A 12,987-nucleotide genomic window follows, 5' to 3' on the forward strand; every position below is an offset into this window, starting at 1 on the left:
GGGGTACGGACCGGGAAACGGAACGGATCATTTCGACCGGCGTTCGAGTCGAACGGCCGTCGAACGAGCGGTGGTTCGTCGCTCGACACAACAGAACCGCAGTAACGTGAAAATATTTCAGCTGATACCCGTCTGCAATCTTGTGGCCGGGATCACTCATACCTACTATCCGGTAGGTAGCGCCGAACCCCTGCCAGGAAAGCGCCCGAAGTTCCCACCACCCCGGAGAAGCAGCGATGAACGCCATGTCCGACCCTGCCCGGAACGCTCCAGGCGGGAACGCTCTCACCCGTCTGGCGAGGGCCGCCGCGGCGGCCACGATCCTCGCCGCCTGCGTCGCCACCACCACGTCCTCCGCCAACGCGGCCCCGTTGCGCGAGGTCATGTTCGTCGGCAACAACTGGGACGGCACCGCCGACGTCGTGAAGTCCACCGGCGACTTCGCGAAGATCGGCCGCCTCAACGTCATCCCCGACAAGACCCAGCGCCTGACCGAGATCTACCTCAACCCGATCAAGCTGGCGTTCTTCCTCGGCATCCGCAACGGTCCCGGCGAGGGTCACGACCAGTTCGTCGACGACATGTACACCACGCCCGACGGAAGCGCCGTCGTCGTCTCACGGCCCAGCTTCGCCGACGTCGTGTCGCTGGACCTGGCCACCGGCAAGGTGAAGTGGCGGTTCCCGGTCTCGGGCTTCCGCTCCGACCACATGGCCGTCTCCCCCGACGGCACCAGGATCGCGGTCTCGGCGTCGACCTCCAACACCGTGCACGTGCTGGACATCAACACCGGAAGGCAGCTCGGTTCGTTCAAGACCGGCGACAAGCCGCACGAGAACATCTTCACCAACGGCGGCCAGTACCTCTGGAACATGTCGATCGGCGAGGTCAACAACGACTTCGACGCCCCCGACCAGGACTGGCTCAAGGGCGACCGGCACATCACCGTCGTCGACGCGAACACCTTCCAGACCGTCAAGACCATCGACATGCGCAGCCGGCTGAACGCCTTCGGCCGCAGCGACCTGTCGAACGCCGTGCGGCCCGCGGTGTTCTCGCCCGACCTCTCGAAGCTGTACTTCCAGGTGTCGTTCTTCAACGGCTTCATCGAGTACGACGTCGCCACCGACGCGATCACCCAGGTCAAGACGCTGCCGAAGAACTCGAACACGAGCGACGACCGCAAGACGTTCGTCAACGACTCGCGCCACCACGGTCTGTCGATGAGCCCCGACGGCAGCAAGCTGTGCGTCGCCGGGACGATGGACGACTACGCCACCGTCGTCGACCGCGCCTCGCTGCAGCAGGGTCCGCTCGTCACGGCGTCGAAGCCGTACTGGGCCACGGTCAGCGGCGACGGCCGGCAGTGCGTGATCTCCGAGAGCGGCTCCGACCAGATCACCGCGATCGACTTCGCCACCGGGCAGAAGACGGTGTCGGTGCCGGTGGGCGACCACCCGCAGCGCGTCCGCATCGGGCACGTCGCGGAGGGCTGGACGGGTCCCGCCACCCGCTGATCACCAGCTGATCACGTGAGGGCCGTCCGTCACCCGGCGGGCGGCCCCATCGTGTCCCACAGCTGCTGGGAGCCGGTGTAGGTGTAGATGCCGGGCCCACCCTGAGCAGCACAACCCTCACCGCGGGACACCACGCCGATCTGGATGTGCGTCTGCGTACCGGGGACCGTGCGGAAGATCGGGCCGCCGCTGTCGCCCTGGCAGGAGTCCTTGCCCTCCACGCCGGCGCAGATGTCCGTGGCCCTGTTGTAGGCGTCCAGGCCCATCTCCGGCCCATACGCGATCGCGCATTCGTTGTGGGACAACAGCGGCACGTCCACCTGACGCAACCGGTCCGGCCGGTGCGGCAGCCCGGTGTCGGTGTTGCCCCAGCCGATGACGGTCGCCTTGGCACCAGGGCGGATCAACGCGTCGGTGCCGCGGGTCGGTTGCAGGATCGGCCTGATGCTCACCACCGCGTCGTCCAGGTGGAGCAGAGCCACGTCGTAGCCCGGTTCCCTGCCGAACCGCGGGTGCGACGAGATGGCCGCGACGTCGCGGACCTGGCCCTGCCGGCCGTTGGACAGCACGGTGCGGCCGACCACGACCTCCAGGTCCTCCGGGTCGTTCCCGACGCAGTGCGCCGCGGTCAGCACCGTCACCGCGTCGATGAGGCTGCCACCGCACACGACCTGGCCCCTGGCACTCGGCGGCCGCTTCAGTCTCAGCGCGGCCATGAACGGATACGCGTCGTCCGGCACGTCGACGCCGCCGATGATCGGTGCCGGGCGAGCCTGCACGGGCGTGGCGAACGTCAGGGTGACACCGATCGCCAGCAGGGTTGCGATGAGACGGAGCACGAAGAAAATTCGATCACGCCCGCACAACCGGCACCACGGCCAGCTTTACTCCGTCGGTTCACCCAGACGCCGCAACGCGTCCGCGAGCCGCTCTCTGCGGACGCGTTCCGCCCGCGCGGCGATCCAGAAGCACAGCACGCCGAGCGGCAGCTCCACGAACAGCGCCTGCGCCCACGCCAGCGGACGGTCACGGCGCGGGCTCGACATGGTGTCGAACCACGCGTCCACGAACAGCAACGCGCCGGTCACCGAGGCGGGCAGCTGCACGTGGTCACGCCGCCGCAACGCCAGCCAGCCGGTGACGACGAGCATCGTCGCGAGCGCGATGTCGAAGATCACCCACGAGAGCGTGTACTGCCGCAACGACGTCGTCAGGAACGCTCCGCAACGCACCCTCGCGTCCGGGCACCGCTCCGGCGCGTTCAGGAAGTCGTTGAACAGCACCCCAGCCCAGACCAGCGTGATCACGCCGGCGGCGAGGTAGAACGGGCCGGTCCAGCGCGGCAGCCCGCCCGCGAGTTTCTTCCCCAACACGTCGCCGAGCGTAATCCTTTGTGGACTCCCCCGCGCTCAGTACGGGTACCTGGGGCGGCCGTGGTTCACCGAGACCCACTGCGTCGTCGTCAGCTCGTCGATGTTCGCCTGGCCGCCCAGCCGTCCCAGCCCGGACCGGCCCTCGCCGCCGAACGGAATGATCGGCTCGTCCGCGATCGTGGTGTCGTTGACGTGGACCATGCCCGTGCGCAGCCGCCGGGCGAGGCGCACGCCTCGGGTCAGATCGCGGGTGTGCACCGCTCCGCTGAGACCGAAATCGGTGTCGTTGGCCATGGCGACTGCTTGATCGTCGTCGTCGAACTGCATGAGCAGCACGACCGGACCGAACAGCTCCTCACGGGCGATGGCGTCCTCGGAGCTCACGCCGTCGAGCACGACCGGTCCGAAGACGTTGCCCTCGACCGGTGCGCGCAACAACGCCCGAGCTCCCGCGCTGATGGCGGCGTCGACCTGCGCGGTCAGCACCGACACCTGCCTGCTGTTGATCAGAGGCCCGATGACCGTGCCGGGATCCGACGGACGCCCGGTCGTCAGGGAGCGGACCTTCGCCACGAACCGCTCCCTGAACTCGTCGATCAGGGCGGAGTGCACCAGGATCCTGTTGGCGGACATGCAGATCTGACCCTGGTGCGTGAAGCGGCTGAACACCGCCGCGTCCACCGCGAGGTCCAGGTCGGCGTCCTCGCACACGATGAACGCGCTGTTGCCGCCCAGCTCCAGGACCGCCTTCTTGAAATGACGCGCGGCCACCTCGCCGACGTGCCGCCCGACCTCGGTCGACCCGGTGAACGCCAGGATCCGTGGCACCGGGTGTTCGAGGAAGTAGTCGCCGATGACCGGGATCTCGGTCACCACCACGTTCAGCAGCCCCGGTGGCAGCCCCGCCTCCTCGAAGATCGACGCGAGCAGGGTGCCGCCGGCCATCGGCGTGTCCTCGTGCGGCTTGAGGACCACACCGTTGCCGGTCGCCAACGCCGGCGCGACGCATTTCATCGACAGGAAGAACGGGAAGTTGAACGGGCTGATCACGCCGACCACGCCCACCGGACGCCGGTACACGAAGTTCTCGGTGTCCGGCACCGGAGACGGATGCATGCTGCCCCCGACGCGCAACGGCAACGTGGCGGCCTCCTTCAAGGTGTCCACGACGAGCCCGATCTCGAACGCGGCCTTGAGCGCGGTTCCGCCGACCTCGGCGATGATCAGCTCGGTGATCTCGGCCCGTCTGGACTCGACGACGCGGACGGCGTCCTCGAACACCGTGCGCTTGGCGTAGGCGTTGACGGCTTCCCAGTCGCGTTGCCGTTCCTGCGCTGACTGATACGCCTCGTCGACATCGGCGCGGTTCGCGACGACGAACTCGCCCACCGTGCTCCCGTCGAACGGGTCGTGGTCGACGAGGAGCTTGTCCCCGCCGCCGTGCCGCCACTGCCCGCCGATGTACTGCTGTCCCAGGTCCATGTCTCGGTAGTACCTGGAGCGCAACGGATCCCGTGCCCGCGCGGCGCAGATGTTCCGGCCAGCGGGCCTCACCCGGACGGCTGGTTACGTTGAGGTAACCGAGGTTCGGGTGCGAGTCTGGGCCCATGAACACCGGCCCGAACGCGATCGAGGTGCGCGGCGCGCGTGTGCACAACCTCCGCGACCTCGACGTGTCCGTCCCTTTGCGACAGTTCGTGGCCGTCGTCGGCGTGTCCGGCTCGGGAAAGTCGTCGCTCGCGCTCGGAGTGCTGTACGCGGAGGGGTCGCGCCGGTACGTCGAAGCGCTGTCGACGTACACGCGCCGGCGCCTGTCGCAGGCCGCCCGCGCGACGGTCGACAGCGTCGAGCACGTCCCGGCGGCGCTCGTCCTGCGGCAGCGGCCGGGTGTTCCCGGCGTCCGCTCGACCTTCGGCACCTCGACGGAGCTGCTGAACGTGCTGCGGCTGCTGTTCTCGCGGCTGGGCTCGCACCTGTGCCCCAACGGCCACCGGCAGTCGCCGACCATCGACGTCGCGCTCGGCCTGAACCTCACGTGCCCCGAGTGCGGCGTCGAGTTCGCCCCGCCGGGTGCAGAGGCGATGGCGTTCAACTCCGACGGCGCCTGCCCGCGCTGCACCGGCACGGGTCTGGTGCGCGAGGTCGACGAGGCAGCGCTGGTGCCGGATCCGGCACTGTCGATCAGCGAGGGCGCGGTGGCGCCGTGGTCGATGTTCGGGCTGACGGTGATGCCGCAGGTGGTGGCGGAGTTCGGCGTCCGCACCGACGTGCCGTTCGCGGACCTCACCGATGGCGAACGGGAGATCGTCCTGCACGGCCCCGCGGAGAAGCGGCGCATCACCGCGCCGTCGAAGAGCGGGAAGCTGTTCGAGCTCAACTTCACCTACCGCAACGCGCGCCAGGCCGTGCTCGAAGCGCTGAACAACGCGAACAGCGAACGCGGGCTCAATCGGGTCAACAAGTTCCTCAGCGTCCAGGTCTGCCCCACGTGTCACGGCACCCGGCTGAGCGAGGAGGTCCGCTCCACACTGGTGGACGGCATCAACCTCGCCGAGGCCACCGCGATGACGCTGGACGACGTGCTGACGTGGGCGCCGAGCGTTCAACCCACTTTGCCCGCGGCCATGAAGACGATGGCGCACAACATCGTCGCTGAACTGGAGACGAACGCGCGGCGGCTGATCGATCTCGGCCTCGGCTACCTGAGCCTCGACCGCGCGAGCTCGACCCTGTCCACCGGAGAACGGCAACGGATCCAGCTCGCCCGCGCGGTCCGCAACCGCACCACCGGAGTGCTTTACGTGCTCGACGAGCCGTCCGTCGGCCTGCATCCGTCGAATGTGGACGGTCTGCTCGGTGTCGTCCGGGACCTGTTGGCGGACGGCAACTCCGTGGTGCTCGTCGACCACGACATCCAGGTCGTGCGCGAGGCCGACTGGGTGATCGAGATCGGTCCCGGCTCCGGCGCGGACGGCGGTCGCGTCGTCGCCACCGGTGACGTGGCGGCCATCGGCGAGCACCCGGACTCGCTGCTCGGCGGCTTCCTCACCGGACGCGCACCCGTCGTGGTGCGGAAACGCGCGCGCGAGGACGAAATGTTCGACCTCGGCAGGATCCAGCTCTCCACCGCGCCGCTGCACACGGTGCACGCACTGGAACTCGACCTGCCCGCCGGGCGGCTCATCGCGGTCACCGGTGTGTCCGGCTCCGGTAAGACCACGCTCGTCCTCGACAGCCTGGTTCCCGGACTGACCACGCGGATCGCAGGCACGTCCCTTCCGTCCCACGTGATCGAGTTGCAGGCGGACCGGATCTCGCGCGTCAACGTCGTCGACGCCACCCCGATCGGGGTGAACGTGCGCTCGACTGTCGCCACCTACAGCGGCGTCCTGGACGACCTGCGCCGCGCCTACGCCCAGACCGAGCGCGCCCGTGAGCTCGGACTCGGCGCCGGCGACTTCTCCTACAACACCGGATCGCTGCGGTGCCCGCGCTGCGAAGGCACCGGCCAGGTCTCGCTCGACGTCCAGTTCCTCCCCGACGTCGACATCGAGTGCCCGGTCTGCGAGGGCTCCCGCTACGCCCCGGACGCGGCCACGATCCGCCGCGGCGACCTCTCGCTGCCCGACGTGCTGGCACTCACGGTCGCGCAGGCCCGCGAGCGGCTCGGCGACGTCCGCCGGGTGCACACCCGTCTCCAGGCGCTGATCGATCTCGGACTCGGCTACCTCACCCTCGGCGAGGCGACGCCTGCCCTGTCCGGCGGCGAGGCCCAGCGGCTCAAGCTCGCGTCAGAACTGCACCGCGACCAGGCCGGCACGCTGTTCGTCTTCGACGAGCCCAGCGTCGGCCTGCACCCGCTGGACGTCCGAGTTCTGCTCGAAGTCCTTCAGCGCCTGACGGACAACGGCGCCACCGTCGTCGTCATCGAGCACGACCTCGACATGATCGCCAACGCGGACCACGTGATCGATCTGGGACCGGGAGGCGGCGCCGCGGGCGGCACGATCGTCGCGACCGGGACACCCGACCAGATCACTCGGGCGCCCGGCAGCGCGACGGGTCGTTACCTGCGAGAGCACCTACTCCACTGAGCACTGCGCGCCGTTGAGGGTGAACGCGGTCGGCTCCGAGTGCGGGCCCCACGCGTTGCCGTTGTACCCGATCTGCACCGAGGCGCCCGGTGCGATCTGCGGGTTGTAGCTCGCGTTGAATGCCGTGACGATCGAGCCGGACTGGCGCGGGGTGGCGTTCCACATCTCCCGCACCGACTCGCCGTTGGCGAAACTCCACCGCAGCGACCAGCCGTTGACCGGGGAGGTGCCGGTGTTGCGCACGGTCATGTTGGCTTGGAAACCGCCCTGCCATTGCCCGGTGACCGCGTAGGCGACGGCGCACGCCCGCGCGGGCTGCGTCGTCGTCGTGGTGGGCGGGGTGGTCGTGGTCGGCGGTGGAGGCGTGGTCGTCGGCTGCGCGGAGGAAGGTTTGGCCGTCTCCGAGCCTTCACACGGCGGGCCCCACAGGCCGCGTTTGGCCGCCGCGGCCTCGGACTGGGCGTTGATCAGCGGGCCGCCGTCGACGCCCTCGGGTCTCAACGCGCCCCGCTGCACGGCGAGCAGCGCGTAGTCGGTGCCGTCCTCGAGCTCGAGAGTGATCTGGCCCGGCGTGACACCGCTGAACCGCACGGATCTCGCCAGCAGCGTCGTCTTGGCGAAGTCGAGTGACGCCGCTTTCCAGCACTCCTTGGGCTCCGCGAGCGAGGCGACGCGGACCCTGGAGCCACCGGCGAGCTCGACGGTGCGGGCGTCGATCACGTCCATCACGACGGTGATCACGTCCCGCGGCGGCACGACCTCGTTGATCAGCGACGGCGGTTTCAGCGGAGTGGTGCCGGAGGACGGTGGCAGTGCCGCCGGATCGTTCGTGCAGCCTGCGGAGAGCAGGACCAACATCACCAACACGTGCTTGCGCGCCACCGTCACTCCTGAAATCTCAACTCAACGAGATGTTGCTGTCCAGCGTTGGTTTGCACCAGAAGTCGCGTGGTACAGGCCGATCCTGGCTCCGTCCTCACGCGACTCGCCGATGACGTCGAGCAGCGCTCCGGTGGCGGCGTTCACGAACGTCCAGCTCCCGTCGCCGGTGGACGAGAGCACCCACCGGGCAGCGGGACTGTCGGCCTTGGTCAGCGTCGCGTTACCGTCCACAGCGGCGATGCGCTGGCCGGTGGCGGCGTTGACGACCGCGAACTGGACGTCGTGGCCGAAACCACCTGTCTTGCGCTCCAGACGCCACACCTGATCCGCGGCGTTCACGTCGGTCGTGCGCTGCACCAGCGACATGCCGGACGGGGCCAGGGACTTGCCGCTCTGCACCCCGGTCAGCCGGCGCTCTCCGCTCAACGCGGCCGCGCGATCGACGCCGCTGACACCCGACACGTCGAACGTGACGACCGAGCGCGCGGGAACGGTGAGCGTCGCCTTGCGATCCTTGACGCGGACCGAAGCGCCCTTGACCAGCGCGCCGAACATGTCGGTGACGATCGGCCGCACGGAAGCGTTGGGGCGCACCGAGGCGAAGCCGGAGAGGTCCAGCGTCACGGACTGCGGCTGGTCGGACTGGTTGAGGTGCACCACGGTCTTCAGCTCGGTGTTGCGCACCGCCGCCACGTCGGACCTCGTGTTGACCTTGACCATGCGGTCGCCGGGCTTGACGTAATGGGTGAAGTTCCGCAGCGTGTGGAACTTCGAGTTGACGCGGGCGGGGCAGGTCGCGAGCGTGTCCTGCGGGCCGCAGTTGAACGGGATCTGGATCACGCCCCAGTTCATGCCGTTCGGCGTCTCGCCGCCGGGCTTCATGTTGTCGTAGTCCTCGACCGCCTGCCACAGCAGCCAGGCGCGGGGTTCGAGCTCGCGCACGTCGTCGATCACCCGTGCGGCGATGCCCAGCCCGGAGTCCATGGCCGTGAAGTCCTGCTTCGTCCCCCACGAACCGTCGACTTCGCTCATCCACAACGGTTTGCCCGCGCCCTTGGCGATGTCGCGGGCGGAGGTGCGGCGATCCTGGCCGTAGGTGTGCACGTTCAACTGGCCGACCTGCTGACGCGACGCCGCCGGATAACCCGCCCAGTCGTCCGCGAAGGTGCCGGGGTTGGTCTCGTCCGGTGCGGACACGACGGCCTTGAGTCGCTTGGCGCGCAACGCGTCCGCCAACGCTGGGACTAGCTTCGCCTGCAGCGCCGGGCTCACGTGGGCGCCCTCCTGGCGGCCACCCGTCGGGTTGCCGTCCGGGCCGAGCGTCGTCTTCCAGTACGACGTGTTGGGCTCGTTGAGCCCGTCGACCGTCGCGAACTTGATGCCGTGCGCGCGTTCCAGCTCGGCCGTCGCCTGCGCCAGGTACGCGGCGAAGTCACCGACTCGGTCCGCCCGCAGCTGGTCCGCGTTGGCGTCGAAACCGCCCGACACGTAACCGCTGACGGTCTGGAACCACGGCGGGGAGTTGCTGAACGCCTCCCAGGTGGTGACCTGGGACTTGATCCGGTCGACCCACCAACGCTGGTTCGGGTCCGCCGAGGCGTCGAAGTACCTGGGGTCACCCGGTTTCCACCAGTCGGTGTCCGTGCGCTTCGTCCCCGCCGGCGCCTTCCACCAGCCGGGGACGGCCGCGCCCGCGCGCAGGTACTGCGGCACGTCCGGCGCGTTGCCGCCACCGATGTTGTAGCGGGCGATGTTGAGGTTCAGACCGTCCTCACCGAACAGCAGCTCGGCGAGCTGGTTGCGGATCTCGTCCGGGTAGCCCCCGGTGGCGTTGGCGAACCACACCAGGCTGGTTCCCCAGCCCTGGAACGGTTCCTGTTGATAGGTCGGGTCCGGCCGCACCGTCACGGACTCGACGGCGGCGAGGGCAGGAGCGCCACCGCAGACCACTGTGGACAGTGCGAGCGCCGAAGCGGCTAGGAGTGCAGGGAGTCTGGTCATCGGTTCTCCGTTGAACGGACGATGTTCGCGTTAACATCTACCGAGGACTCCCCCACTGCGTCAAGGTCCTGCCGAGCGGTGGCGCGTCCGCTCGGCAGGCCCCCAGGAACGCTCGCCCCGAGGAGAGGCGGGCCCTGTCGCTCCGACCCCGAGGAGGGTTACTTGAGCGAGCAGGTCGCGAAGCGCTCCAGCCCTTCCGGCTTCGCGGCGACCCGGCCGATGGCCGTCTCGATGCGGTTCAGCGCCGCGACGCGCTTGTCCTTCAACGGCCCGAGAATCGCGTTCTGCACGAAGTTCGGGCCACCCTGTCCGGCCGAGGTGCGCAGCCGTTCGTTGGCCTCCGCCTGCTGCTTGCCGAGGTTGGCGAGCTCGCGGTCCACTTCGGCCTTCGCCTGCGCGGGCACGTTCTGCACCACGGGCACCGGGCACTCGATCGCCTTCCCCGACGCCGACGACCCGGTGCCGGAACCGGTTCCGGACGACTGGTTCTTGGTCGCCGGTGCCGGGGCGACCGCGGGCGCCTGACCGAGACCACAGGGCGCGAATCGTTCCAGCCCCTCCGGTTTCTCGGCGACCCGACCGATAGCGGTCTCGATGCGATTGAGTGCCGCGACGCGCTTGTCCTTCAGCGGCCCCAGAATCGCGTTCTGCACGAAGTTCGGCCCGCCTTCACCCGCGGAAGTGCGCAACCTGTTGGTGGCTTCGGCGATCTGCTTGTCCAGATTGGCCAGTTCACGCTGGACCTCGGCCTGCGCCTGCGCGGGAACCGCGACACCGATCACGGGCTTCGGACACGCGATCGCCTGACCTGCACTGTTGTTGCCACCAGCGGCGAACGCGGCGATCGCGCCACCCGTGGTCAGAGTCGCGGCGACGGCGATTCCGGCAACGAGCACCCGCTTGCGTCGCTGTGGTTTTGCATGTGCTCTCGACATTTCGAACCCTCACGAATCAGTGGACGGATCTGCCGGCACATCGGGATACGGACCGGGACCGTCAAGGGTTCAACTACTTGTGAGCGTTCACAGCAAATGCGATGCTGACCGTCTCGTACCGCAGACCGCACCTGCGCAGAATCCGAGGACAGTCATGCCAACTGGGCGCAGACCCGTGCACGAACAGCTTCGCCTGAGGGTGCACGACGTGAACCTGAAGATCGCCGCGGTGCACCGCGGCGGCGTCGACGAGCCGATCGTGTTCCTGCACGGCTTCGGCACGAGCAAGGAGGACTTCACCGACATCACTCAGCGACACGAGTTCGCCGACCGCGGCTTCCTCGCCTACGACCTGCCGGGCTGCGGTGCGACGGAGTGCGCCGACCTCGGGGTGGTCGACGTTCCGTTCCTGGTGGACACCGCACGCGCGATGCTCGACCGGCTCGGCATCGGGCGCTACCACGTCGTCGGGCACTCGCTGGGCGGGCTCACCGCACTCCTGCTGGCCCACCGCGAGCCGGGTCGCGTGCTCAGCTTCGTGAACATCAAGGGCACGCTCGCGCCCGAGGACTGCGCGCCGACGAGGCACGTGCTGTCCCACCAGGAACCCGGCGACGTCTTCTTCCGGTTCATCGAGAACCTGCGGCAGGCGGACGGCTACTCGAGCGGTCTCTACGCGGCGAACCTGCCCGGCAAGATCCGCCCGGCGGTCGTGCACAACCTGTTCCGGTCGGTGGTCGAGCTCGCCGATCACGGGGATCTGCTGAACAAGTTCCTCTCGCTCCCGTTCCCCCGCATGTACCTCTACGGCGAGGAGTGCGCGTCACTGCCCTACCTGCCGTTCCTCGACGCGAACGGCGTGGAGCTGGCCGAGATCCCGCACAGCGGACACCTGCCGATGTACTCCAACCCGGTCGCGACCTGGAAGCACATCGCCGAGTTCCAGGCGCGCTGCCGTCAGCGCATCCCCGTCGCCCGGCGGCGGTAGGCGGGCCTGACAGGATCTCCGGCTGTGACAGGCCCGGGGAACCACCACGAACTGCTGGCGTTGCGTGCGAAACGGGACGGCGTGACCTCCCACGAGGTGGTCGAGGCTGAAGACCGGCAGGTGCCCGTGCGGGTCTTCAGCCCCAGCACCACACCTCAGAGCGTCCACCTGGACATCCACGGCGGTGGTTTCTACCTGGGCCCGACGGCGCGGGAGAACGTGCGCAACCAGCAGCTCGCCGACGCGCTCGGGGTCGCCGTCGTGAGCGTCGACTACCGGATCGCCCCCGAAAATCCCTGGCCGGCCGCACCCGACGACTGCGAGACCGCGGCTCTGTGGCTGATGGAGCACGCGGCGGCGCGGTTCGGCACGACCCGGCTGTCCGTCGGCGGGTTCTCCGCGGGCAGCACGCTCGCGGTGACCACGCTGATGCGGCTGCGTGATCGTGGCGTGCGGGCGTTCGAGCGCGCCGTGCTGCAGTTCGGCACGTACGACCTGAGTGGACTGACGCCCGCCGGCCGGCTGATTGCCGACGAGTACTTCATCCGGGCCTACGCCGGGCACGTGCCGGACCGCACTGATCCGGACATCTCCCCGATCTACGGCGATGCCGGCGGACTGCCACCGCTGCTCATGATCGTCGGCGCCGAGGACGTCCTGCTCGCCGACAACAAGGCCATGGCCGCACGGGTGCGGGCGGCGGGCGGCGAGGTCGACCTGCGGATCTATCCTGGGGCACCGCACGCCTTCACCAACCGCGACACCGAGGTGGCGAAGGCAGCGCGGCACGACATCGAGTGCTGGATGAAGAAGGTGGCGTGATGAAGCTGGGCGATGTCACCCGGACCGTGCTGGCGTGCGTCCGGATCTTCAACGGCGCGCTGGGGTTGTTCGCGGCCGGGAAGATGGCGAAGAGCCTCGGCGGTGAGCTGGGCGACGACAAGAGGTTCGTGTACCCGGCGCGCATGTTCGGCATCCGCACGCTCGTCCTCGGCGTCGACCTGCTGACGTTGAAGGCCGACCGCCGGGTGCTGCGGCAGGCCGTGCTCATTCACGCCACGGACACGGCCGCCGCGTTCTACGCTGGTCGCAGTGGCGAGCTGCCGGCCGAGGCGGCGAGGCTCACCACGATCATCTCCGCCGTCAACACCGGGCTGGCCGTCGTGTCGCTCGTCGCCGCCGAGAAGGACAGCTGAT

General features: G+C 68.9%; 11 protein-coding genes. 5 read left to right on the forward strand and 6 right to left on the reverse strand.

All coding sequences use genetic code 11. The annotated features are described in order from the left end of the window. Positions 1-245 precede the first annotated feature (245 nt). Positions 246-1,517 carry a YncE family protein gene (locus AB0M24_RS16705; RefSeq protein WP_363767504.1) on the forward strand — a complete coding sequence of 424 codons (1,272 nt, stop codon included), beginning with the start codon at positions 246-248 and terminating at the stop codon, positions 1,515-1,517. A 29-nt stretch (positions 1,518-1,546) separates the two neighbouring features. Here AB0M24_RS16705 and AB0M24_RS16710 read toward each other — a convergent pair whose 3' ends face one another. Genes AB0M24_RS16710 through AB0M24_RS16720 form a run of 3 tightly spaced genes read right to left on the reverse strand, consistent with a single transcriptional unit; the run spans position 1,547 to position 4,372 of the window. Beyond that, positions 1,547-2,356 (reverse strand): serine protease, encoded by an 810-nt coding sequence (locus AB0M24_RS16710; RefSeq protein ID WP_363767507.1) that lies wholly within the window; start codon positions 2,354-2,356, stop codon positions 1,547-1,549. Between the two features lie 45 nt (positions 2,357-2,401). Then, complete coding sequence (locus AB0M24_RS16715; RefSeq protein ID WP_363767510.1) at positions 2,402-2,890, reverse strand: hypothetical protein; 489 nt, start codon at positions 2,888-2,890, stop codon at positions 2,402-2,404. Between the two features lie 36 nt (positions 2,891-2,926). Beyond that, positions 2,927-4,372 (reverse strand): aldehyde dehydrogenase family protein, encoded by a 1,446-nt coding sequence (locus AB0M24_RS16720; protein ID WP_363767513.1) that lies wholly within the window; start codon positions 4,370-4,372, stop codon positions 2,927-2,929. A 125-nt stretch (positions 4,373-4,497) separates the two neighbouring features. Here AB0M24_RS16720 and AB0M24_RS16725 point away from each other — a divergent pair, with 125 nt between their 5' ends. Beyond that, entirely contained in the window at positions 4,498-6,984 is a 2,487-nt protein-coding gene (locus tag AB0M24_RS16725; RefSeq protein WP_363767516.1) for an excinuclease ABC subunit UvrA, read from the forward strand. Here the strand turns inward: AB0M24_RS16725 and AB0M24_RS16730 are convergent. The 3 genes from AB0M24_RS16730 to AB0M24_RS16740 form a co-directional block, all read right to left on the reverse strand. After that, positions 6,973-7,866 carry a cellulose binding domain-containing protein gene (locus AB0M24_RS16730; protein WP_363767519.1) on the reverse strand — a complete coding sequence of 298 codons (894 nt, stop codon included), beginning with the start codon at positions 7,864-7,866 and terminating at the stop codon, positions 6,973-6,975. The genes AB0M24_RS16725 and AB0M24_RS16730 overlap by 12 nt on opposite strands. 21 nt (positions 7,867-7,887) lie before the next feature. Then, positions 7,888-9,867, reverse strand: coding sequence for an RICIN domain-containing protein (locus tag AB0M24_RS16735; RefSeq protein ID WP_363767521.1), 1,980 nt, complete (start codon positions 9,865-9,867; stop codon positions 7,888-7,890). A 158-nt stretch (positions 9,868-10,025) separates the two neighbouring features. Then, a complete protein-coding gene (locus tag AB0M24_RS16740) occupies positions 10,026-10,802 on the reverse strand; it encodes a hypothetical protein (RefSeq protein ID WP_363767524.1) in 777 nt (258 codons plus the stop codon). Positions 10,803-11,010: 208 nt separating this feature from the next. Here AB0M24_RS16740 and AB0M24_RS16745 point away from each other — a divergent pair, with 208 nt between their 5' ends. Genes AB0M24_RS16745 through AB0M24_RS16755 form a run of 3 tightly spaced genes read left to right on the forward strand, consistent with a single transcriptional unit; the run spans position 11,011 to position 12,986 of the window. Then, complete coding sequence (locus AB0M24_RS16745) at positions 11,011-11,790, forward strand: alpha/beta hydrolase (protein ID WP_363767527.1); 780 nt, start codon at positions 11,011-11,013, stop codon at positions 11,788-11,790. A gap of 24 nt (positions 11,791-11,814) precedes the next feature. After that, the gene (locus AB0M24_RS16750; protein WP_363767530.1) at positions 11,815-12,612 is read left to right on the forward strand and encodes an alpha/beta hydrolase; all 798 of its coding nucleotides are present in this window, start codon (positions 11,815-11,817) and stop codon (positions 12,610-12,612) included. Continuing rightward, a complete protein-coding gene (locus AB0M24_RS16755) occupies positions 12,612-12,986 on the forward strand; it encodes a hypothetical protein (protein WP_363767533.1) in 375 nt (124 codons plus the stop codon). Before AB0M24_RS16750 ends, AB0M24_RS16755 begins: the two co-directional genes overlap by 1 nt. Position 12,987: the final 1 nt, after the last annotated feature.

The organism is Lentzea sp. NPDC051838, assembly GCF_040681245.1.
Taxonomy (GTDB): Bacteria; Actinomycetota; Actinomycetes; order Mycobacteriales; family Pseudonocardiaceae; genus Lentzea.